Genomic DNA, 23,040 nt, shown 5'->3' with positions numbered 1-23,040 from the left:
AACCTCCGAGATGGTGCGCCGGCTGCCCGAATTTCTGATGATCTGGGTGCCGCTGCTGTTATCAGCAGCGCACCTCATCTCGTTTTCGATCTGGACCATCTGGATTTCGTTCACGCCCTCCACCCTCGTTCCCGTGACGGGCTGGGTCGGTTTGCGCAACTACAATTCGGTCCTGGCGTCGCGAAACTGGCAGATCGCCTTCGACAATCTGCTGCTGTTCGGCATCGCTTTCGTGCTGCTTAGCCTGGTTACCGGCCTCCTGCTCGCGATCCTGCTCGATCAGCGCATTCGCGGCGAGAACGTGCTGCGGACCATCTTCCTGTATCCCCTGGCCGTGTCCTTCGTCGTGACCGGCACGGTGTGGAGCTGGCTGCTCAATCCCGGCATCGGCATCGAGAAGCTCGCCCATGATCTCGGCTGGACCTCCTTCCACTTCGACTGGCTGGTCAACCGCGACATGGCGATCTGGACCATTGTCATCGCCGCGATCTGGCAATCCTCGGGCTTTGCCATGGCCCTCTTCCTGGCCGGCCTCCGCTCCGTCGATTCCGATATCATCAAGGCGGCACAGATCGACGGTGCCGGGCCTGTCAGAACCTATTGGCGCGTCATTCTGCCGACGCTTTGGCCGATCACCGTCACGGTCGTGGTTGTCCAGTTGCAGTTTGCGATCTCGGCCTTCGACCTCGTCCGCGCACTCACCAATGGCGGGCCGGGAATCGCGACCCAGCTGCCGGCGCTCGTTGTCTATGATCTGATGTTCCAGCGCAGCCAGCTCGGTCGGGGCGCGGCGGCGGCGGTGCTGATGTTGCTCATCCTTCTTGCGGTGCTGCTGCCCTATGCGGCGTGGCGCTATGTCCGGCAACGGCGGGCGGCCCATGCGTGACCGAAGCTTCGCCCCAAGCCGGGCTCTGATCTATCTGATCGTGACCTTGTTCGCGGCCGCCTACCTTGCGCCGCTGGTCGTCGTCATCCTGAACTCGCTCCGGACCAATGAGGAGATCGCGCAGAGCTCGATGATCGGCTGGCCGCAGCACTGGGCCTTTGGCAATTATGTCCTGGCCTGGAGCGGCTTTTGCGTCGCCGAGACCTGCGCCGGCATCCGGCCATACATGCTGAACTCGGCGCTCGTCACGATCCCGGCAACGATCTTCTCGACCCTGCTCGGTGCTGTCGCCGGTTACGCCGTGTCGCTCTGGCGCTTTCGCGGCGACGTTTGGATCTACGGCATCGTCACCCTTGGCCTGTTCCTGCCCCAGCAGATGCGCCTGTTGCCCTGGACCATCGTGCTGCGGGACATCGGGCTCATCAACACGCTGTCGGGTCTCGTGCTGATCCACACCATCCAGGGTCTCTCCTTCACAGTGCTGTTCTGCCGCAACTACTACATCGCCATTCCGCACGAGCTGATCCGGGCCGCACGCATCGATGGCGCCGGCTTCTTCCGCATCTTCTGGCGTATCATCCTGCCGCTCTCGGCACCCATCCTGATCGTCACCGTGATCTGGCAGTTCACCCATATCTGGAATGAATTCCTCTATGGCGTGACCTTCACGACCGGCCAGCAGCAGCCCGTGACGGCCGCGCTCATCGCACTGTCGACACCAGTTGCAGATATCCCCAAGCAAGGTGTGCAGAGCGCCGCGGTGATCATCGCAGCGCTGCCGACTCTGCTGATCTATCTGTTCGGCGGCAGATATTTTGTACGCGGCCTCACTGCCGGGGCCGTGAAATGATGGATGTGTCATGGCAGCACTGAGCATTCGCGCCCTGTCCAAGCGCTACGCCAATCTCGAGGTGCTGAAGGGCATCGACCTCGACATCGAGAGCGGCGAGTTCACCGTGCTGGTTGGGCCGTCCGGCTGCGGCAAGTCCACGCTGCTCAACATCGTCGCCGGGCTCGATCGCGCCAGCGACGGCACGATCGAGATCGGCGGGCGTGTGGTCAACGACGTTCCGCCCAAGGACCGCGACATCGCCATGGTGTTCCAGTCCTATGCGCTCTATCCCTCGATGACGGTGCGCCAGAACATCACCTTCGGCATGGAATGCCGCGGCGTTGCCAAGGCCGAGCAGGAGAAGGCGCTGGCGAATGTCGCAAGGCTGCTCCAGATCGAGCCGCTGCTCGGCCGCAAGCCGTCGCAACTGTCAGGCGGACAGCGCCAGCGCGTGGCGATGGGACGCGCTTTGGTGCGCGATCCCCTGCTCTTCCTGTTCGACGAGCCGCTCTCCAATCTCGATGCCAAGCTGCGCGTCGAGATGCGCATGGAGATCAAGCGGCTGCACCAGCGCATCGGCGCCACCATCGTCTATGTCACCCACGACCAGATCGAGGCGATGACGATGGCGACCCGCATTGCCGTGATGCATCGCGGCGTGGTGCAGCAATTCGCCGACCCCGATACCGTCTACCGCTATCCCGCCAACCTCTTCGTCGCCCGCTTCATGGGCTCGCCGCCGATGAACACGATGCCGGCCCGGCTCGAGGCCGACGGCGGCGGCGCGGTGGCCGTGATCGGCGCCGGCCGGCCGGACGAGGTCCGTCTCCACCTGCAGGGCTATGAGGCCGCCGCCTCCTATATCGGCCGTGAGGTGGTGCTCGGGATCAGGCCCGAATGCGTCGCCGAAGGCGATCGCGTGTTCTCAGGTGCCGCGGGCCCGCCCGTCATCGTCACCGCACCGGTCGAGCTGGTCGAGCCAACCGGCGCGGAGACCATCGTCCTGCTGCGGCTTGGCGGCGAGCCTGCCCAGGCGCGCATCTCGCCGGACATCCGCCCGGCGCCGGGCGCGACCTTTTCCTTTGCCCTCGATATCAGGCGCATTTGCCTGTTCGACCCTGAGACGGAGCGACTGATCGCATGACCCAGACGACCTATCCCGACCTCGCCGATCGCGTGGTGGTGATTACCGGAGGCGCCAGCGGCATTGGTGCCGCCTTTACGCGCGCATTCGCCGCCCAGGGGTCCCGCGTCGCCTTCCTCGACATCGACACGCAGGCGGGCGAAGCGCTGGTGCAGGAAGTGGCCAAGACTTCCGGCACGGCACCGCTGTTCGTGCCCTGCGATCTCCTCGATATCGACGCGCTGCGCACCGCGCTGGCGAAGATCCACGCATCGCGTGGCGATGCCGCGGTCCTCGTCAACAACGCCGCCAACGACCAGCGCCAGGTGCTATCAGATGTGACGCCGTCGGAGTTCGATTGGATGATGGGCGTCAATTTCAAGCATGTCTTCTTTGCCGCGCAAGCCGTGGTGCCGCAGATGCAGGCGCGCGGCGGCGGCTCGATCATCAACATGTCCTCGATCGCCTGGATGCGCGGCGCACCGGGGCTGCCGGTCTACGCCGCGGCCAAGGCGGCGATTGTCGGGTTCACCAATTCGCTCGGCCGCAAGTTCGGTCCGGACCGCATCCGCGTCAACGCCATCGCGCCGGGGATGGTGATCACCGAACGGCAGCGCAAGCTGTGGTATCCGGATGAGCGGCAGATCGCCGAGATGCGCGCGCGCCAGGCCGTCCCCGATGCTGTGACGCCCGACGATATCGCCAACATGGCGCTGTACCTCGCCTCCGACGCCAGCCAGCGTATCACCTGCCAGTGCTTCCGGGTCGATGGCGGACTGGCCTAGGGCAGGTGCACATAAATCGTTTCAGATCCGCTTTGCTATTGAATCATCTTTGATAACTACGCTGGGATCGGTGCCGTTTTCCCCGACATACTCGGGACCTGCCGCCGACCGTGTTCACGGGCTAGTTGCGAGAACGAGGATTGCTCTAACTGCGCGAAACAACCGCGGCTTGTGAAACCGGAAAAAACAGGCTTAGCTAAGAAACAGCGTCCAAGCGGCGGCACGGACCCACGCATCAGAGTGACCATATGGCCTCCCCCCGTGAACCCGATGCCAGTCCAAGACCCGGCCCGCTGGTAGGGCCGGACGTCTTGCGAGAGATTGTTCCTGGTCAGCGCAAGCTGGTGGCCGTGCTCGCGGCCGACATCGTGGGTTACAGCCGATTGATGGAAGCGGACGAGGAAAATACCCACAAACGGGTCCTCTTGCTGCGCGCAACGACTATCGACCCGACGATTGCGAAGTATAGGGGGCAGGTGATCAAGAACACCGGAGACGGTTTTCTTGCCGTGTTTGACAGTGCGAATGACGCCTCCCAATGTGCGCTTGCAATTCAGCACGGCGCCAATGCGATGTCGGCGGAAGAACCTGAACATCGGCTTATCAGTCTCCGGATGGGGATCAACGTTGCCGATGCGATCTTTGAACGGGAAGATATCTATGGCGATGGGGTGAACATCGCCGCTCGGCTTCAGACCTACTCCGAGCCCGGCGGCATCGTCGTCTCGGGTGCTGTCGCGGATCAGATCAGTGAGCAGCCCGGCGTCTCTGTCGTCGACTTCGGCGAGCTGCACCTGCGGAATCTGTCGCGCCCCGTCAAAGCCTTCGGGCTGCGCATCGAGCGTTCACCGCATCCGGTGGCAGATAGTCCAGTCAGAGCGCAGGGACGGCCATCCATCGTCGTTCTGCCATTCCGCAATCTGGCTAGTCAGGATGATGCCTATTTTGCCGAGGGGATCGTCGACGAAATCATTCACGCCCTCTCCGCGCTGAAGGAGCTGTTCGTGATATCGCGCGGCTCGACGCTGGGTTATAGCAGCGAAATCATCGATGTCCGCGCCATCGGTCGCGAGCTGGACGTGCGCTATGTGCTTTACGGTAGCGTTCGCCGCTCCGGCGGGCGACTGCGTATCAATACCGAGCTCAACGACACCGAGTCGGGCAACATCATCTATTCCGATCGTTATGAAGGCGAGCTGAGCGAGCTGTTCGCGCTGCAGGAGCAAATTTCGACGCGAGTGGTCACGACGATCGCGCCACATGTTCGCGAGTGGGAGCGTGCACGGGCTCTGCGCAAGCATCCGCAAAATTTGACGGCCTACGATCTGGTTCTCCAGGCGCTGAGCTATCTGTACCGCATGGACTACGACTCGTTTTCGCGGGCGCGTGGATTGCTGCAGCAGGCCGTCACGCATGATCCCAACTATGCGCCGACCTATTCGTACCTCGCATACTGGTACATGTTCAGGGTTGGCCAGGGCTGGTCCACCGACGCCGCCGCCGATAGCATCGAGGCGTCGCGCAATGCGTCCAAGGCAATCGAGCGCGATGGCAACGATGCGCTCGCTCTGGCAATCGACGGTCACGTGCATTCGTATCTGTTCAAGGATTTCGAGACAGCGACCCGTCTGTTGGACCGGGCAATCACGGTCGGTCCCAACTCGGCCATGGCGTGGACGATGAGCAGTGCGACCTGCGGCTATCTCGGCGAGGGCCCAACCGCGGTCTTGCGCGCCGAACACGGCCTGCGCTTGTCTCCCCTGGATTCACACGTGTTCTGGCACGAGCACCTGCTTTCCCAGGCGCACTACATCAACGGCAATTTCGATGAAGCGGCTACCTGGGGTTGGCGAGCGGCGAAGCATAATGAGCGTTTCACCTCGAACTTCCGCATTCTCGCAGCCAGCCTGGTGGCCATCGGAAAGTTTGTAGAGGCGCGCCAGATCGCGCAACGCCACATGATGATTGATCCGAATTTCCATTTACAGGCCTGGGCGGACCGCACGCCCCTCAACGCGGCCACTCGCGACAATCTTAGACATCGACTCAAGGCGGCAGGATTTCCAGATTGAGTTTTAGCAAGAGATAGACGGCAAATCATTGGGAGGCTGCGATGGCAGGCAACGCCGGGAATGCAGGAAACGCAGGCAATGCTGGGAATGCGGGAAACGTCGGCAATGCGGGCTCGGGCGGCGGTTGGATCTTTCCGGATCGCGTGGACCTGCCGTTCATTACAGAACCGGGCGTCAGCACCTACCGCACCACTGTCACCGAGTTCCCGGACCGGAGTTGGACCGCGGACTGGTTCGCCTGGCGGCTGCTGGCCGAATTCGCCATTAACGACGGGTGGAGCACCATCACGGTTGCCCAACCAAACTATGCGAGCACCGGAGCCGAGATCGACACGCTCGTAACAATGGCCAAAGATGAGCGGGCGGATGCGCTCGGCGAAATATTTGCGCAGAACGACGAGTTTCTAAGCTACTTTATGGCGCTTCTCAACGTAACGCCAAGCTCGCATCCAAGCACCTGTCGCGTGATGACGACGGCAAGTCTGATCGCGCTCCATGTCGTGATGTATTGGAAGGCCTACTACAAGCGGCCACGGCCGTCGCAAATCTGCCCCGCGCTGTTGCCGCCGATTCAGGTTCCCGGCCACGCTTCCTATCCCAGCGGGCACTCGACCCAGGCGCATTTGGTCGCACTCTGCCTGAAGTTGGTGATACCAGCGTCGGTGCAGCCGATGGCGAATGATCTCACCGTCCTCGCCGATCGGATCGCGCGAAACCGTGAGATCGCCGGGCTCCACTACCCGAATGACACCAACGCCGGCGTTCAATTGGCCGATGACATCTACAATATTTTGATCGACCAAACCTCGGTGCCGAGTTTTGCTGACTTGATCGAAGCTGCTCAGGACGAGTGGCCATGAGCGCGCGCGCGAGTGGTGTCGAGCAACACATGCTTCCTACGCGGGAGGAATTGAACGCGAGTTTGCGTCGGCAGATATTGCTGCCACCGCCACCGCCACCCAAAGACTTCGATGCGCTGAAAGCCGATGTGCGGGAGCTCGAATTCTTCCGGCTTCCGCCCAAGCCGCCCCTGGCAGCGGGACGCAGGGCAGAGACGCTATGGGTCAAGCTTCTTTCGAAGCCTCTCGAAGTTCTGCCTCTGATCTACCCGGGCTCCGCGACCGACTTTCGTGTCAACCGCGGTCGTTTGGGCTCGGGCTATCCCGGCCGTCACGAAACCAGCTTCAATTGGTCGGGCGCGTGTATAGCGGCCACGGAGGGCACCCAGTTCACACAGATGTGGGGGGCCTGGCAGGTACCCAAGCCGACTGCTCCCTCACCTGCGCCGGGCGATTATCGCTGTTCGACCTGGATCGGGATCGATGGTCATCGGCGCTTCGATAATTCGCTGCCGCAGATGGGGACGACGCAAAAGATCGTGGTTGCCAATGACGGCAGCGTTGGCCCGCCTTCGGCGGAAGCATGGGTTCAATGGTGGTTTCGCGGTGACCGCGACACTGGCCCGTGGATGCTCCCCAACTTTCCGCTGCAACCGGAAGACTATGTCAGATGTGTGCTCACCGTTATATCGCAAGACCACGTCCGGTTTTTCATCAAGAATGAAACGCAAGGCGGAAAGTCGCTTTCGGTCGATCTCCTTGCGCCGACGCTTCCGATTCTCTACCCGGGCGGATCTCCAGTCGAATTTCCGGCGCGAGGCGTTACGGCAGAATGGGTCACGGAGCGCCCAACCATCTTGCATTCTACCGACCTTTATCGTTTGCCCGATTATGGCATGGCAACGTTCGACGACTGCTTCGCGCTCGCGGGCACGGGCGGAATCGGCTATCAGCTTCAAGATCTGGAGAATGCCAGACTGATCAAAATGATCGAGATCCGCGACAATCCGCATCGGATCGCGCCACTGTCCAAACCGGAAAAACTGGACGAGCATACCCTACGAACCAGGTTCGTGGGCTGAACACGATCTTTCCGGCACGTCGAGGAGACTGACTCGGCTCAGGTCGCAAGCCGCCAGCTAGCTCGTTCGTCGCCCCTTGCGCATCGTCGCGAGCACGATGTCGGCGGCGAGCACGCTCGGCGATGTGTTGCCGGTCGACATGATGGTGTCGAGCTGTGCGAAGGCTTCGACCTGCTGGCGGCGCATCGGCGTCTCGGTCAGCACCTCGGACAGCGCGCCGGCGAGCTTCTCGGGCGTGCAGTCTTCCTGCAGGAATTCGGGGACCACATCCTTGCCGATCACGAGATTGGCGAGGATCACCGAAGACACCTGGATCGCGCGGCGCAGGATGAAGGCCTCGACGGCGCCGAGGCGATAGGCCGTCACCATCGGGATGCCCGACAGCGCGAGTTCGAGCGTCACCGTGCCGGATTTCGCCAGCGCTGCATGCGCGATGCGGAAAGCGGCGCGCCTCTCGGTCTCGCCGATCACGATCTGCGGCTTGACCGGCCAGGCGGCTACGCCCTCGCGGACGGTGGTTTCCAGATGCGACATCGTCGGCAATATCAGTTCGAACGCGCGGCCCTCGGCCTGCAACCGGCCGAGCGCGGCGCCAAACACGTCGAGATGATGCCGGATCTCGCTGCGCCGGCTGCCGGGCAGCACAAGAAGCACCGGCGGCTCGGCCTCGCGACGCTCCTGCTCCTCCGCATTCGGCCGCAGTGAGGCCAATTGCTCGATCAGGGGATGGCCGACATAGCTGCATGGCGGTCCGCCGAGCTTGCGGTATTCCTGCGGCTCGAACGGCAGCAGCCCGAGCACGTGATCGACATAGCCGAGCATCGCGCGCGCCCGGCCCGGCCGCCAGGCCCATACCGAAGGCGAGACGTAATCGACGATCGGGATCGCCGGGTTGCGCGAACGCACGCGGCGAGCGACCCGGTGGGTAAAATCGGGACTGTCAATGATGACGAGCGCGTCGGGCGCGGCCTCAGTCACGGCATCCGCTGTCTCGCGGATCAGCCGCAACATCCTTGGCAATCGCATGAGCGGCGCGATCAGGCCGACGATCGACAACTCCTCGATCGGAAACAGCGTCTCCAGCCCCTCGCGCGCCATGGTGAGGCCGCCGACGCCTTCGAACTGAACGCCATCGCCAAGCCGCTGGCGCAGTACCTTCATCAGCGCCGAACCCAGCCGGTCGCCGGATTCCTCCGTCGCGATCAGAAAGATCTTCCTGATGGGATCGCGGACCTGCATCACGCCGGCACACCAACAACGAAAAGATATTTGGCGTCGGCAAGCGCGATCATCGCCTGCGGCTCGGCAGCGATGGTATTGCCGGCGATCACAGCGACACCGGCAAGGCCGGCCCTGGCGACGCCCTCGATCGTACGCGGGCCGATCGTCGGCAGGTCGAAGCGCAGGTCCTGGCCGCTTTTCGGCGCCTTCACCAGCACGCCGCGCCTCGTGGCCGCGCGGATGCGGCCCTCCTCGCGCAGGCGAGCAACCCGCGCCAGCAGCGCATCGGTGCCCTCGATATCCTCGACCGCCACCACATGGCCATCGATCACGACCGCGGCCTGCCCGATATCGAACGGCCCGAGCGCCGTGAGCACCGCGCGCCCGCGCTCGATGTCGCCCTTGGCGTTGTCCGCCGGCCAGGCGCGGCTGATGCAGCCCTCGGGCATCAGGAGGTCGGGCGCGACGTCCTTGATGCCGACCATGCGAAAGCCGTCCTGCTCGAGGATCCGCCCGACGCCTGACAACAGATGATCGTCCCCGCCGCGGAACGCACGGATGACGTTGCCGAGCAATCGCAGCGTCTTGATGTCGAAGCGAATCTCGGTGAGCGAGGGCCGCACCAAGGTGCCGATGAAGATCAGGTCGCGGCACCCCTCCTCGCGGAACAGCCGCATGGCGCGGCCAAGCTGGCCGACCGAGATCCAGCGATGGCGGAATTTCTCGACCTGCACCGGATCGCAGGCGCCGCGCAATGGAAACAGCACCGGCGTGATGCCGCGCGCGGCGAGCGAGTCGGCGACCGCGAACGGCATGGCGCCGCCGCCGGCGACAACGCCGACCGGCGATGAAATCCCTGATGCCGCCGATGTCATGTCCGCGGCCATGCCAGGATCACTTCTCGATGGTCGGAAGACAGAGCGGGCGCTTGCCCTTGCCGATGAAGCCGAGGATCTCGGCGATCGCGGGATCTTCGCTTGCAAGCGGCTGCACCGCCTCCAGACGCTCGGCGAACGTGCCGGGGCCGTGAAAGAGTTTTTGGTAGAACGCACGCACCGTGGCAAGCCGCTGCTTGGTGAACTTGCGCCGCTTCATGCCGATCAAATTGAGGCTCTCCAACACCGCATACTGGCCGTTGGCGAGCCCATACGGGATGATGTCGTCGCGCACCCCCGAGAGGCCGCCGACCATCACATAGGAGCCGATGCGGGTGAACTGATGCACCGCGGACAGCCCGCCGATATAGACGGCATCGCCGATCTCGCAATGGCCGCCGAGCGTCGCCGAGGTCGCGAAGATCGCGTTGTTGCCGACCACGCAATCGTGGCCGACATGGCTGTTGTTCATGAAGTAGCCGTCGTTGCCGACGCGCGTCTTGCCACCGCCCTTGACGGTGCCGACATTCATCGTCGAACCCTCGCGGATGACGTTGCCGGAACCGATCTCGAGCGTGGTCGGCTCGCCCTTGTAGCTGAGGTCCTGCGGCGCGCCGCCGAGCACCGCGAAGGGCGAGATCACGCAGCCGTCGCCGAGCGTGGTGTGGCCGATAACGGTGACCTGTCCGAGCAGCTTGCAATTGGCCCCGATCCGGGCGTTGCGACCGATGATGCAAAAGGGCCCGATCTCGGTGCCCTCGCCGATCACGGCGCCGTCTTCCACCCGCGCGGTGGGGTCGATCTTACTCATCAAGCGATCTTACTTATCAACAAGGTCTGACTATGTGTTGAACTTGCTCGGCTTTCCGCCTGTTAGCGTGACTGCGCCCGATCTGTCCAGTGACGTATGATCTCGGCGTGTTTCGGGAGGCGAGTGGCGAATGGAAGGCCGTCTTCGCCGTTCCCCACTCGCCATTCGCGCCCTCAGTCCGTCAGCATGGCTCCGACATCGGCCTCGGCGACGACCTGACCGTTGACCTTGGCGTCACCGTGAAACCACCACATCGCCTTGCGGCGGCCGAGCGAGCGCATGTGATACTCGATGGTATCGCCTGGCAGCACCGGCTTGCGGAACTTGCACTTGTCGATGGTGAGAAAATACACCGCCCGCGGCTTCTCGGTGCCCTCGACCGACTTGATGCCGATCACGCCTGCGGTCTGCGCCATCGCCTCGATCATCATGACGCCGGGATAGACCGGACGCTCGGGGAAATGCCCCTGGAAAGCTGGCTCGTTGAAGGTGACGTTCTTGATGCCGATGCCGCTGTAATCAGCGCGGATGTTGATCACCCGGTCGATCAGCAGCATCGGAAAACGGTGCGGCAGGGTCTGGAGGATCGCATTGATGTCCACCAGCGCAAACTTGATCGGTGATTCCTCCGTCATTCCCGTCCCTCATCCTTCGGATCGGTCTTGCTGTCGCGTACCAGACGCTCCACCGCGATGATCTCCTTGAACCATTGTTTGGTCGGCTTGGCGAAATGCCCGCCCCAGCGTCCCCCCGGCGGGATGTCGTCCTTGACCGCGCTCATGGCGGTCACCTGGGCTCCATCGCCGATCTTGAGGTGATTGTTGATACCAACCTTCGCTCCCAGCGCCACGTTGTCGCCGATGGTCAGGCTGCCCGCGAGCCCGATCTGGGCCGCCAGCAGGCAATTACGGCCGATCGTCACATTGTGGCCGATCTGGACCTGATTGTCGATTTTGGTGCCCTCCCCGATCACGGTGTCGCGCAGCGAGCCGCGATCGATGGTGGTGCCGGCACCGACTTCCACATTGTTCTGGATCAGCACACGACCGGTCTGGGGCACCTTCAAATGGCCCTCGGGGCCGAAGAAGATGAAGCCGTAGCCGTCCTGGCCGATCGAGCAGCCGGGGTGGATCAGCACATTGTTGCCGATCAGCGCGCATTGGATGGCCGTGCGCGCGCCGACATTGCAGTCGCGGCCAATCTTGACGCCCGGCCCGAGGACGACGCCTGCCCCGATCACGGTGCCGCTGCCGATCTCCACATCAGGACCGATGACGGTCAGCGGCTCGACGATGACGTCGTCCTCCAGCCGTGCCGACGGGTCGATGATGGCCGATGCCGCAATGCCGTCATTGCCGAACCAGGACTGCGGGCGCAATGCGTCCGCGTGCCATTCCCGGGCGATCCTGACGAAGGCCCGGAACGGCTGCGCCACCCGCAGCACGGCCGTATGCGCGGGCACCTGCGCCTCGAAGCGCGGGCTCACCAGGCAGGCACCAGCCTTGGTCGCCTTGAGCTCATCGGCGTATTTGAGGTTGTCGAAGAACGCCAGATGCATCGGGCCGGCTTCGTCCAGCGAAGCGAGACCCGTGATGACATGACCGCCCCTGCCAGGATCGACCAGTTGCGCCTTGGTCAGCGTGGCGATATCGGCCAGCGCCGTAGCAGGCGGTTTCTTGAAGAAAGTCGGCTGTGCCATTCCACCCCGTCGCGGTCCGGCTTCGGCATGAAGCGGTCAGGCCGCATCATGCCTTATCTCACGGATTGAGCACGATCTTTTTGGCGGCCGGCCCCAAGGAAACCTTGGAGAAATCCTTGGAGAAATCCCTGGAGGGAATTCCCAAGCGGCCGGTCACGCCCTGCCGATCGAATTAGAACGAGGTGCCGCCGCCGAACCGGAATTCCTGCGTACGGTCATACTTGCCCTTGGTGAGCGGCACTGCGTAGTCGAAGCGCAGCGGCCCGAACGGCGAAGCCCAGATCAAGCCGACACCGACCGACGACCGGATAACCTTGCTGTCATCGTAGACCAGGCCGGTACAGGTTCCCGGAGTGTTTGGATTGATCGTCGACGCGGTGCAGTTCGAGTTCTGGGTCGTCGTGGTTTCGCCTGTCAGCGCCCAGGTCGTCGGGCCCTTATAGTCGTACAGACCGCCGGCGTCGGCGTAGACCGCGCCCTTCAGACCAACTTCCTTGGGCAGGAACCAGAACGGCATCTGCAATTCGAGCGAAGCGCCCCAGTACTTGGTGCCGCCAAGCGCGTCCTGCGTGTCATACGGGTTGATGTCGCGCGGGCCGATGCCGTTCGGCGCGAAGCCGCGGACGAGGTTCGGGCCCATCTGGAAGTGATCCAGCATACGCAGGTCTTTGCTGCCGACCTTGTTCAGGACACCGCCCTGGAGATGGACGAGGCCGACGAGATCAGACACCAGCGACTGGTAGTACTTCGCGTCCAAGGCGGTCTTCAGGTAGGAGACGTCGCCGCCGACACCGGCGAAGTCCTGCCTGAAGTCGACGAGCAGACCGTCGGTCGGGTTCTTGTTGTTGTCGAGCGTGTTGTAGGTCAGCGTGTAGCCGAGCGCCGAGGTCAGCGTCTTGCCGTTCGCAAGCTCCTTGCGGACCGGCAGCGAAGCCTCGCCGTCGCTGTAGCAGCCGAGGCCGTTGGTCGAGGTCAGATCAATGCCGTTGACGGCAGCGTAGGCCGGGCTCGGATTGAACGCGCCCGATGTCGGGATGTTGTTACAGTTCGCCAGATAGGACGGCAGCGTGATTTCCTGCCGGTAGATCGAGTAGCGCAGCTGCAGCGACAGATCTTCACGCAAGGAGAAGCCGAGACGCGGCGAGAAGCCGAGCGTCTTGGTGCCGTAGGAGATGTAGCTGTTCGACAGCTGCTGGCGCTGATAGAGGTCGAGGCCCAGCGCGATACGATAGTCGAACAGATACGGCTCGACGAACGAGAGCGAATAGCCGCGCGCATACTGGCCGTAGGTGACCGACGCCTTGGCGAACAGGCCGCGGCCGAGCAGGTTACGCTCGGAGACCGAGACTTCGGCCAGCGCACCGTCCGTGGTGGAGTAACCGCCCGAAACCGAGAAGTCGCCGGTCGACTTCTCTTCGAGATCGACGATCAGGACCACGCGGTCGCTGGATGAACCCGGCTCCGTGGTGATCTTCACGGTCTTGAAGTAGTCGAGGTTCTTCAGGCGGCGCTCGGCGCGGTCGACCAGCGCACGGTTGTAGGCGTCGCCCTCCGAGAGGTCGAACTCGCGACGGATCACGTAGTCGCGGGTGCGGGTGTTGCCGCGGATGTTGATGCGCTCGATGTAGGTGCGCGGCCCCTCGTCGATGTTGAACACGACGGCGACGGTATGCGCATCGAAATTGCGATCGCCGGCCGGACGCACCACCGCGAAGGCAAAGCCGCGGCGCGAGGCTTCGATCTGCATGTCCTCGACCGACTTCTCGACCGACTCGACGTTGTAGAGCGAACCGACATTGACGCGCGAGAAGGAGCGCAAGGTGGTTGGGTCGAAGTTCGGGATGCTGGTGCGGAAATCGACGGTGCCGACGCGATATTGCTGGCCTTCCTCGATCTTGAAGGTGACGTTGAAGCCCTTCTTCTCCGGATCGTATTCGGTGAGCGCGGCCACGACCTGGACGTCGGCGAAGCCGTTCTTCAGGTAGAAGCGGCGAATCAGGTCGCGGTCGGCCTCGACGCGATCGGGGTCGTACACGTCGCCGCTGCCGAGGAAGCTCAGCAGATTGGTCTCGCGTGTCTTGATGACGTCGCGCAGGCGGTAGGAGGAGAACGCGTTGTTGCCGACGAACTCGATCGACTTGACGCCGGTTTTGGCACCTTCGTTGATCGTGAAGACGAGATCGACGCGGTTGTTCGGCTGCTCGATGATCTCTGGCGTGACGGTCACGTCATAGCGGCCGGAGCGGCGATAGATCTCGGCGATTCGCAGCGTGTCCGACTGCACCATGGCGCGGGAGAAGGTGCCGCGCGCCTTGGACTGCACTTCGGCGGTGAGCTGCTCGTCCTTGATCTTCTTGTTGCCCTCGAACGCGATGCGCCCGATCACCGGGTTTTCCACAACCGAGACGATCAGCTGGCCGCCGGCGCCGCGGTTGATCTTCACGTCCTGGAACAGGCCGGTCTCGATCAGTGCCTTGAGGCCGTCATCGATAGCGCCCTGATCGAGGCGCCCGCCGGGGCCAGGCTTGAAATAGGACCGAATCGTCTCCACCTCGACGCGGCGATTTCCTTCGACGGAAATCGACTGCACGGTCTGGGCGAGCGCAGACGAAGACACCAAAACAGCCCCAACCGGGGCAACCACCGGCGCGCCGAACATGATCAGGGTTGCGAGCAAGCCCCCCCGGAGTCGCAGTCCAAACTTCATGCGCAACGCGCCCTTATCAACTTACCAGACCCAACCCCAAAGCCGGTCTGGGAGATTCCCCAAGTTCTAGCCGCTTGTAGCCAATTTCCCCGACATCGCAAACGGCAGCTGACAGGGTAATTTCAATTTCATTCCAAGACGTTGCCTAACAGCAACGCCACAAAAAAGCCCCGATCAGGAAGCGGCCATCCGTAGGATGTCGTTGTAGGTCGCAAAGACCATCAGCATCAGCACCAGACCAAGCCCGATTCGGAACCCCATCTCCTGGGTCCGCTCGGACAGCGGACGGCCACGGACGATCTCGGCCGTGTAGAACAGAAGGTGACCGCCATCGAGCAGCGGAATCGGGAACAGGTTCAGAAGGCCGATCGAGACCGACAGCACCGCGCACAGATTGATCACGAACTGGAACCCGGCACTGGCCGCCTGCCCCGACATCTTGGCGATGCCGAGAACGCCGCTGACCTCGTTCGGATTGCCCTGCCCGACGAACAGCGACCCCAGGAACTTGAAGGTGCTGGTGATGATAAACCAGACCTGCTCGACCCCGATCTTGAGCGCCTCGCCGACCCCGACCGGCGAGGTCGAAACTTCCCCGGCCTGCGACTTGTGCTCGACACCGAGCACGCCGACCTTGTGACTATTGCCGAACGGATCCTTGCGCTCGAGCAGCGCCGGCGTCGCCGTCAGCGACACCACCGAACCATCCCGCTTCACTTGGAAAACCAGGGCTGAACCGGCGCTCGTCGCAACGATGCGCTGCATGTCGGCAAAGCTCTCGATCGGCTTGCCATCGATCTGCACGACGACGTCGCCGACCTTGAAGCCCGCGGCAGCCGCGGCACCGTCGGCGACGACGCCGTCCACGCGCGCGATCGTGCTTGGCTTGCCGTAATACAGCGCCATGCCTGCGAAGATCAGGGCGCCGAGGATGAAATTGGCGATCGGTCCGGCGGCGACGATGGCGGCGCGCGGGCCGACCTTCTTGTGATGGAAGCTGCCGGCGCGCTCTTCCGCCGTCATGGCTTCCATCGTCGCGGCCGACGGCGTCGAGGCCTCGCTCTCGTCACCGAAGAACTTGACGTAGCCACCAAGCGGGATCGCCGAGATCTTCCAGCGCGTGCCGTGGCGGTCGTTGAATCCGACCAGCTCGGGTCCGAAGCCGAGCGAGAAGGTCAGCACCCGAACGCCTGCCCATCGCGCGACCAGAAAATGGCCGAGCTCATGGAAGAACACGACGATGGTCAGGACGAACAGGAAGGGAACGACGTAGCCGAGGAGCCCATGGCTCAACGTATTGAAACTATGGGTAAAAAAGTCGATCATCGAATTCCCTCATCCAGCGCCGCAAGGCCCTGGCCCCGAACCATCTAGGATGCCTTTAAGGCAATTTGAGGCAACAGGGCGGCAGCTTTATTTCGCGCAACATGGTCAACGTTTATTGCATCATCCGCTGACGTCATCGGTCCCTGGTTCCCGCCCCGGACCCAGTCCTCCAACGTCGCCTCGACCAGGCGGGCGATGGCACCGAAGCGGATCTTGCCGGCGATGAAGGCTGCGACCGCAACCTCGTTGGCGGCGTTGAAGACAGTGGTTGCCCCCTTCCCGGTCCGGAGCGACTCGAACGCCAGGCGAAGTCCGGGGAACCGCTCGAAGTCGGGCGCCTCGAAGGTGAGCTGGCCGATCTTGGCCAGATCAAGCTTGGCCGCCGGCCCCTTGATCCGGTCGGGCCAGCCAAGGCAATGGGCGATCGGGGTGCGCATGTCGGGCGAGCCGAGCTGGGCCATCACCGAGCGGTCCGAAAACTCCACCATGCCGTGGATGATCGACTGCGGATGCACCAGCACGTCGATCTCGTCAGGCGACAGCGCGAACAGATAGGACGCCTCGATCACCTCGAGGCCCTTGTTCATCATCGAGGCGGAATCGATCGTGATCTTCTGCCCCATGCTCCAGTTCGGATGCTTGAGGGCCTGCTCGAGCGTCGCCTGCTCGATGTCCGCGGGCTTCCAGGTCCGGAACGGGCCGCCCGATGCCGTGATGATGACGCGGACCAGCTCGTCGCGATTGCCCGAGGCCAGCGCCTGAAACAGCGCATTGTGCTCGGAATCCGCAGGCAGAATGCAGGCGCCCGCCTTCGCCGCGCGCTGCATGAAGAAATCACCGGCGCAGACCAGGCATTCCTTGTTGGCGAGCGCAACATGCGCGCCGCGATCGACCGCGGCGAGAGCTGGCTTCAGCCCGGCTGCTCCGCTGACGGCGGCCATCACCCAGTCGGCCGGACGCGCGCCGGCCTCGATCACCGCGCTTTCGCCGGCGCCGCATTCCGTGCTCGTGCCCGCGAGTGCGGCCTTCAGGTCGGCGAGCTTGGTGCTGTCTGCGATCGCAACGAAGCGCGCGGAGAATTCCCTGGCGAGTTTTGCCAGTGCTTCGACATTGCTGTTCGCCGTCAGCGCCTCGACGCGGTAGCGCTCGGGCGAAGCGCGCAGCAGATCCATCGTGCTGTCGCCGATCGAGCCGGTGGCGCCGAGGACCGTGACGCTGCGGATGTCGGTCGCAGCAAGCCTGTTATTACGCAATGGGACTGCGCTCATATCGTCACCAAACCATAAGACCGCTTCCGGCGCTATGCACACCATGGCGGAGAAAGCCGATAATCCATGCCACCAGGATGGCGGCGACAAAGCCGTCCAGACGGTCCAATAGCCCGCCATGGCCGGGAATTAAGTGACTGGAATCCTTGACGCCGAAGCGCCTTTTAACCGCGGATTCGAACAGGTCGCCCGCCTGCGAGACCACCGACAGGACGGCGCTGACGAACAGCAATGGCACCGCCTTTCCGATGCCGAAAGCGGCAAAGCCGCCTGCAACCGCAAGGCTCGCCACAAAGCCGCCGAACGCGCCGGCCCAGGTCTTCTTCGGGCTGACGCGCGGCCAAAGCTTCGGCCCACCGATCCCGCGGCCGGCAAAGTAGCCGCCGATATCGGTCGCCCACACCACGAGCAGCACGAACATCAGCGCGGCGAAGCCGTGCACGAGATCCTTCCGCACCAGGATCGAGGCCAGCAGCGCCGCCGCTGCATAGGCAAATCCGGTCGCGGCCCAGATGAACTTGCCGCGCCCAATCAGCGTCACGATCGCGCCGCCGATGCAGCCGACAATGACGGCAGTCTTGAGCGCGCCGGCGGCAACGCACAAGCCCATCATGGCAAGGACGATGGTCCCTGCCCCGGTCAGAGCGGTCGAGCTTGCACCCACCACCATCAGCCATTCCGTGAACAGCCCGATCGAGATCAGGGTGACGAGCAGCGCCCACAGCCAGCCGCCGGCATAGGCAAGCGCCAGCGTGATCGGCGCCAGCACCAGCGCCGCGAGAACTCGCATCACCAGATTGTTCGAAGCAGGCGTCGTGCCCGCAGGTGCGGCGTCGGGTTCGCTCACGAGGCTGATTTCGCAACCAGGCCGCCGAAACGGCGCTCGCGCCTGGCGAATTCGGCGACAGCGCTTTCCAGCGCCGCCTTGTCGAAATCCGGCCAGTGGACCGGCACGAAGACGAGTTCGCTGTAGGCGGCCTGCCACATCAGGAAGTTGGAGAGGCGCTGCTCGCCGCTGGTGCGGATGATGAGATCGGGATCGGGAATGTCGGGCGCGTCGAGATGGGCGCCGAGTGCGTCGGCGTCGATCGTGGCAGGATCGCGCGTGCCGTCGGCGACTTCGCGAGCGAGCTTCTGCGCGGCCTTCGCGATCTCCTGCCGCGAGCCGTAATTGAAGGCGACGACGAGCGTGAGGCGGGTGTTCTCGCGCGTCAATTCCTCGGCCTCGTTGAGGAGCGCGCAGATGTCGCCCTCGAGGCCGGCGCGCTCGCCGATGATGCGTACCTTGACGCCGTCGCGATGCAGGCTCGCCAGATCGTTGCGGATGAAACGGCGGAGCAGACCGAAGAGATCGCCGATCTCGCTGGCCGGTCGCGACCAGTTTTCGGACGAGAACGAGAAGATGGTGAGATAGCGGATGCCGAGCTCGTGCGAGGCCCGCACCACACGCCGCAGCGCTTCGACGCCGCGGCGATGGCCTTCGGCCCGCGGCAGACCCCGCGCGGCCGCCCAACGCCCGTTGCCATCCATGATGATGGCGACATGCGCAGGCACATCGGACCGATCAGGTCCGTCCGTTGCGGGCGCGGCGGCGTTGGACATGGAAAAAGGCCTTAAACGGTGAGGATTTCTTTTTCCTTGGCGGCCAGCAGCTGGTCGATCTCGGCGATGGTGCCGTCGGTGGCCTTCTGCACCTCGTCGGCGTGACGCTTCTGGTCGTCCTCCGACATCTCGTGATTCTTCTCGAGCTTCTTGAGCACATCGAGGCCGTCGCGGCGGACGTGACGCGCGGCGACCTTGGCGGCCTCGGCATATTTGTGCGCGACCTTGACGAGCTCCTTGCGGCGCTCCTCGTTGAGCTCGGGGATGCGCAGGCGCAGCACCTGGCCCTCGGTTGCCGGCGACAGTCCGAGATTGGAATCGACGATCGCCTTCTCGACGGCCTTGACCATCGACTTGTCCCAGACCTGCACCGAGATCAGGCGCGGCTCGGGCACGCTGACGGTGGCGAGCTGATTGAGGGGCATGTGACTGCCATAGGCATCGACCTGCACCGGATCAAGCATCGAGGCCGATGCACGGCCCGTCCGCAGTCCGCCAAGTTCATGCTTGAGCGATGCGACCGCGCCCTGCATGCGGCGCTTCACTTCGTTGAGGTCGAAATTACCCGTGGCCATCACGTTTCTCCTTCAATGTTCCGGCGACCTCACCGCGCCCCTGCTTCGGGGCGCCAGAACGAGTCGTCAGCCGGCGACAACAGTCCCGTGGCCGGTACCGCGCAGAATCGCGCCGATCGAACCGGGTTCCGCGATCGAAAATACGATGATAGGCAGCGACGTCTCGCGGGCAAGTGCGAAGGCGGTCGCATCCATCACCTTGTAGCCGCCCTCGATCGCCTGCGAATGCGTCAGCCGGTCGAACCGCTTGGCCGAAGGGTCCTGCTTCGGATCGGCCGAGTAGACGCCGTCGACATTGGTGGCTTTCAGCACCGCCTCGGCGCCGATCTCGGCGGCCCGCAGCACGGCCGTCGTGTCCGTGGTGAAGTACGGATTGCCGGTGCCACCACCGAGCACGATGATTCGACCCTCGGCGAGGTATTTGTGCGCCGCGGTGCGCGTGAACAGCTCGGAAATCTCGGGCATGACAAACGCCGACAGCGTCCGCGCCGGCGCGCCCTTGCGCTCGATGGTGGCTTCCAGCGCGAGGCAGTTCATCATGGTGGCAAGCATGCCCATGGTGTCGCCGGTCGTGCGCGAGACGCCGCGGGAGGAGACCTCGACGCCGCGAAAGATATTGCCGCCGCCGATCACGACCGCCACCTCGCATCCGAGCTGGCGGGCCGCGATCAGATCGTCGGCAACCCGGTCCATGGTCGGCTGATCGATGCCAAAGCCTTGCTGTCCTGCGAGATATTCGCCGGACAGCTTGATCACGACGCGACGATAGACCGGATCAGTCATGAGCACTTTCCTCGTCCGGGCGCCGCTTCCGGCGGCACGCCGGAAGGAGGTGTTCCAGCGCTTACTTCTTGCCGCTGGCCGCCGCGACCTCAGCCGCGAAGTCCGATTCCTGCTTCTCGATTCCCTCACCGAGAGCATAGCGCACGAAGCCGGCGATCTTCACGGTACCGCCGACCTTGCCTTCGGCTTCCTTCACCGCCTGCGCCACCGACTTGCCGGTATCGTGGATGAAGGCCTGCTCGAGCAGGCAGACTTCCTTGTAGTAGGTCTTCAGGCCGGACTCGACGATCTTCTCGATCACGTTCTCGGGCTTGCCCTGCTGGCGGTACTTGTCGGCGAGCACGTCCTTCTCGCGCTTGACGACGGCCGGATCGAGACCGCTGGGATCGAGCGCAAGCGGGTTGGCGGCCGCGACATGCATGGCGATCTGGCGGCCGAGGCTTGCGAGCTCGTCAGCCTTGCCGGGCGATTCCAGCGCGACGATCACGCCCATCTTGCCGGCGCCATCGACGACCGCGCCGTGGACATAGCTCGACACCACGCCCTGACTCACTTCGAGCGAAGCAGCGCGGCGCAGCGTCATGTTCTCGCCGATGGTGGCGATCGCATCGTTGATCGCGGCTTCGACCGTGACGTCGCCGACCTTGGCGGCCTTGATCTTCTCGACATCGGCGCCGGTGTCGAACGCGACCTGGGCGATCATCTTGACGAGGCCCTGGAACTGGCCGTTACGCGCAACGAAGTCGGTCTCGGAGTTGACCTCGACCACGACGCCCTTGTTGCCCTTGGTGAGCGCGCCGATGAGGCCCTCGGCCGCGACACGGCCCGACTTCTTGGCGGCCTTGGACAGGCCCTTCTTGCGCAGCCAGTCCTGCGCGGCTTCCATGTTGCCGTCGTTCTCGGTCAGCGCGGCCTTGCAGTCCATCATGCCTGCGCCGGTCGACTCGCGCAGATCCTTGACCATCGCAGCTGTGATCGTTGCCATCGTTGAAAATCCTTCTTGCCTGCCGGTTTGCCGCGGCGTGGCTTCCAATTGCCCCGCCGCGGTCCATCTCAGGAATTCGCGTCAACTGAATGAATGGTGGCCGGATCCCGTCCGGCCAACCTATCGCCGTTTTGACTATTCCGCTTCCGCGGTCAGTGCCTTGGCCTTGGCCACCCAGGCATCCGCGCGGCTCGGCAGACCGACTTCTTCGCCGATCGTGTGCGCGGTGTCGTGGTCGAGCTCGGCGAGCTGCCAGTAGTGGAAGATGCCGAGGTCGTTGAACTTCTTCTCGATCGCGCCCGACACGCCCGGGAGCTTCTTGAGGTCGTCGGCGGTGCCGCGCGGACCGGCAAGACCCTGGAAGCCGCTCGAGGACGGGGCCGGCAGCTCTTCGGCGACCGGACGAACCGACGCGCCAATGTCGACGCCCGACTCGCCCTGAGCGCGCGAGATGCCGTCGATCGCCGCGCGCGCGATCAGGTCGCAATAGAGCGAGATCGCTCGGCCGGCGTCGTCATTGCCCGGCACCACATAGGTGATGCCCTTCGGATCGGAATTGGTGTCGACGATCGCGGCAACCGGGATGTTGAGACGCTGGGCCTCCTGGATCGCGATGTCTTCCTTGTTGGTGTCGATCACGAAGATCATGTCGGGCAGACCGCCCATGTCCTTGATGCCACCGAGCGAGCGGTCGAGCTTGTCGCGCTCGCGCTGCAGCGTGAGGCGCTCCTTCTTGGTGTAGGAATTGGCTTCGCCGCCGGCCAACACTTCGTCGAGGTGACGCAGGCGCTTGATCGAGGCCGAGATCGTCTTCCAGTTGGTCAGCGTGCCGCCGAGCCAGCGCGAATTGACGAAATACTGCGCGCAACGCTTGGCAGCGTCGGCGACGCCGTCCTGTGCCTGGCGCTTGGTGCCGACGAACAGGATGCGGCCGCCCTTGGCAACCGTGTCGCTGACGGCCTGAAGGGCCGTGTGCAGCATCGGCACGGTCTGGGCGAGGTCGACGATATGGATGTTGTTACGGGTGCCGAAAATGAACGGAGCCATTTTCGGATTCCAGCGGTGCGACTGGTGACCAAAGTGCACGCCAGCTTCGAGCAGCTGACGCATAGTGAAATCGGGCAGTGCCATCGTTTGAATTCTCCGGTTGGTTCCTCCGGAAGCGTGTGAGCAAAACGGAGCGATGTCGCCCCGGCTGCCACCGGACGGCCTTGTGAGCCATGCTTCCGTGTGAGATGGCGCGCTATATAGCGCCATTTCGGCCAGAAGCAAGGAAATAAGGGCCTTTCGGGGCTTTTACCGCCCGCGAAAGGCCCTTTCCGGGATTTCCGCCCTGCCCGCTAGCACTTCGGCTGGTTGGGCGGGCATTTTTTCGCCGCTGGCGGGGGCGGCGCAGGCGGTCGCGGCGGTGGGGCGACTGGTCGCGGCGGAGGCGGTGGCGCGACCGCCATTCGTGGTGGCGGCGGCGGAGCCGGCCTGGCCACCGGCGGAGGCGGCGGAGCGGGTCGCGCGGCTGCAACTGGCGGATGCGGCGGCGGAGGCGGCGGCGCGGCCACCCGCGGTGGCGGG

General features: G+C 63.8%; 21 protein-coding genes. 7 read left to right on the top strand and 14 right to left on the bottom strand.

Translation table 11 applies throughout. The features are described 5' to 3' along the window. The first annotated feature begins 10 nt into the window (after positions 1 to 10). The 7 genes from XH80_RS26290 to XH80_RS26260 all read left to right on the top strand — a co-directional run bounded on the left by XH80_RS26290 (position 11) and on the right by XH80_RS26260 (position 7,619). Positions 11 to 886 carry a carbohydrate ABC transporter permease gene (locus XH80_RS26290; protein WP_271601313.1) on the top strand — a complete coding sequence of 292 codons (876 nt, stop codon included), beginning with the start codon at positions 11 to 13 and terminating at the stop codon, positions 884 to 886. After that, positions 879 to 1,736, top strand: a complete 858-nt coding sequence (locus XH80_RS26285; RefSeq protein ID WP_271601074.1) for a carbohydrate ABC transporter permease — start codon at positions 879 to 881, stop codon at positions 1,734 to 1,736. Before XH80_RS26290 ends, XH80_RS26285 begins: the two co-directional genes overlap by 8 nt. A gap of 10 nt (positions 1,737 to 1,746) precedes the next feature. Then, positions 1,747 to 2,862 (top strand): ABC transporter ATP-binding protein, encoded by a 1,116-nt coding sequence (locus XH80_RS26280; RefSeq protein WP_057756050.1) that lies wholly within the window; start codon positions 1,747 to 1,749, stop codon positions 2,860 to 2,862. Beyond that, positions 2,859 to 3,626 carry an SDR family NAD(P)-dependent oxidoreductase gene (locus XH80_RS26275; RefSeq protein ID WP_271601073.1) on the top strand — a complete coding sequence of 256 codons (768 nt, stop codon included), beginning with the start codon at positions 2,859 to 2,861 and terminating at the stop codon, positions 3,624 to 3,626. Before XH80_RS26280 ends, XH80_RS26275 begins: the two co-directional genes overlap by 4 nt. 248 nt (positions 3,627 to 3,874) lie before the next feature. Then, positions 3,875 to 5,698 (top strand): adenylate/guanylate cyclase domain-containing protein, encoded by a 1,824-nt coding sequence (locus XH80_RS26270; RefSeq protein ID WP_271601072.1) that lies wholly within the window; start codon positions 3,875 to 3,877, stop codon positions 5,696 to 5,698. 41 nt (positions 5,699 to 5,739) lie between these two features. After that, the gene (locus XH80_RS26265; RefSeq protein ID WP_271601071.1) at positions 5,740 to 6,558 is read left to right on the top strand and encodes a phosphatase PAP2 family protein; all 819 of its coding nucleotides are present in this window, start codon (positions 5,740 to 5,742) and stop codon (positions 6,556 to 6,558) included. Beyond that, positions 6,555 to 7,619, top strand: a complete 1,065-nt coding sequence (locus XH80_RS26260; protein ID WP_271601070.1) for a G1 family glutamic endopeptidase — start codon at positions 6,555 to 6,557, stop codon at positions 7,617 to 7,619. Before XH80_RS26265 ends, XH80_RS26260 begins: the two co-directional genes overlap by 4 nt. A 57-nt stretch (positions 7,620 to 7,676) precedes the next feature. On the opposite strand, the gene lpxB is transcribed toward XH80_RS26260, so the two are convergent. The 14 genes from lpxB to XH80_RS26190 form a co-directional block, all read right to left on the bottom strand. Beyond that, positions 7,677 to 8,861 carry a lipid-A-disaccharide synthase gene (gene lpxB / locus XH80_RS26255; RefSeq protein WP_271601069.1) on the bottom strand — a complete coding sequence of 395 codons (1,185 nt, stop codon included), beginning with the start codon at positions 8,859 to 8,861 and terminating at the stop codon, positions 7,677 to 7,679. After that, positions 8,858 to 9,715 carry an LpxI family protein gene (locus tag XH80_RS26250; RefSeq protein WP_271601312.1) on the bottom strand — a complete coding sequence of 286 codons (858 nt, stop codon included), beginning with the start codon at positions 9,713 to 9,715 and terminating at the stop codon, positions 8,858 to 8,860. Before XH80_RS26250 ends, lpxB begins: the two co-directional genes overlap by 4 nt. A gap of 19 nt (positions 9,716 to 9,734) precedes the next feature. Then, positions 9,735 to 10,526 (bottom strand): acyl-ACP--UDP-N-acetylglucosamine O-acyltransferase, encoded by a 792-nt coding sequence (gene lpxA, locus XH80_RS26245; protein ID WP_271601068.1) that lies wholly within the window; start codon positions 10,524 to 10,526, stop codon positions 9,735 to 9,737. 173 nt (positions 10,527 to 10,699) lie between these two features. Then, positions 10,700 to 11,161 carry a 3-hydroxyacyl-ACP dehydratase FabZ gene (gene fabZ, locus XH80_RS26240; protein ID WP_057756061.1) on the bottom strand — a complete coding sequence of 154 codons (462 nt, stop codon included), beginning with the start codon at positions 11,159 to 11,161 and terminating at the stop codon, positions 10,700 to 10,702. Beyond that, the gene (lpxD, locus tag XH80_RS26235; RefSeq protein WP_271601067.1) at positions 11,158 to 12,225 is read right to left on the bottom strand and encodes a UDP-3-O-(3-hydroxymyristoyl)glucosamine N-acyltransferase; all 1,068 of its coding nucleotides are present in this window, start codon (positions 12,223 to 12,225) and stop codon (positions 11,158 to 11,160) included. Before lpxD ends, fabZ begins: the two co-directional genes overlap by 4 nt. Positions 12,226 to 12,397: 172 nt before the next feature. Then, positions 12,398 to 14,932, bottom strand: a complete 2,535-nt coding sequence (gene bamA / locus XH80_RS26230; RefSeq protein ID WP_271601066.1) for an outer membrane protein assembly factor BamA — start codon at positions 14,930 to 14,932, stop codon at positions 12,398 to 12,400. 174 nt (positions 14,933 to 15,106) lie between these two features. Continuing rightward, entirely contained in the window at positions 15,107 to 16,258 is a 1,152-nt protein-coding gene (rseP, locus tag XH80_RS26225) for an RIP metalloprotease RseP (protein ID WP_271601065.1), read from the bottom strand. A 44-nt stretch (positions 16,259 to 16,302) separates the two neighbouring features. Further along, positions 16,303 to 17,526, bottom strand: a complete 1,224-nt coding sequence (gene dxr, locus XH80_RS26220) for a 1-deoxy-D-xylulose-5-phosphate reductoisomerase (RefSeq protein ID WP_057756072.1) — start codon at positions 17,524 to 17,526, stop codon at positions 16,303 to 16,305. A 4-nt stretch (positions 17,527 to 17,530) separates the two neighbouring features. Beyond that, positions 17,531 to 18,373 (bottom strand): phosphatidate cytidylyltransferase, encoded by an 843-nt coding sequence (locus XH80_RS26215; protein WP_271601064.1) that lies wholly within the window; start codon positions 18,371 to 18,373, stop codon positions 17,531 to 17,533. Continuing rightward, positions 18,370 to 19,128 (bottom strand): isoprenyl transferase, encoded by a 759-nt coding sequence (locus tag XH80_RS26210; protein ID WP_271601063.1) that lies wholly within the window; start codon positions 19,126 to 19,128, stop codon positions 18,370 to 18,372. Before XH80_RS26210 ends, XH80_RS26215 begins: the two co-directional genes overlap by 4 nt. Before the next feature lie 11 nt (positions 19,129 to 19,139). Further along, positions 19,140 to 19,703 carry a ribosome recycling factor gene (frr, locus tag XH80_RS26205; protein ID WP_057756077.1) on the bottom strand — a complete coding sequence of 188 codons (564 nt, stop codon included), beginning with the start codon at positions 19,701 to 19,703 and terminating at the stop codon, positions 19,140 to 19,142. A gap of 66 nt (positions 19,704 to 19,769) precedes the next feature. Then, complete coding sequence (gene pyrH / locus XH80_RS26200) at positions 19,770 to 20,486, bottom strand: UMP kinase (protein WP_271601062.1); 717 nt, start codon at positions 20,484 to 20,486, stop codon at positions 19,770 to 19,772. Between the two features lie 61 nt (positions 20,487 to 20,547). Beyond that, on the bottom strand, positions 20,548 to 21,471 hold the full coding sequence (gene tsf, locus XH80_RS26195) for a translation elongation factor Ts (protein WP_057756080.1): 924 nt from the start codon (positions 21,469 to 21,471) through the stop codon (positions 20,548 to 20,550). Positions 21,472 to 21,606: 135 nt separating this feature from the next. Beyond that, positions 21,607 to 22,602, bottom strand: coding sequence for a 30S ribosomal protein S2 (locus XH80_RS26190; protein WP_057756082.1), 996 nt, complete (start codon positions 22,600 to 22,602; stop codon positions 21,607 to 21,609). Positions 22,603 to 23,040 lie beyond the last annotated feature (438 nt).

This window comes from Bradyrhizobium sp. CCBAU 45384 (assembly GCF_028128665.1).
Lineage (GTDB): Bacteria > Pseudomonadota > Alphaproteobacteria > Rhizobiales > Xanthobacteraceae > Bradyrhizobium > Bradyrhizobium manausense.
Note: the sequence above shows the minus strand (reverse complement) of the source record. Positions and strands in the feature narration are given on the sequence as shown.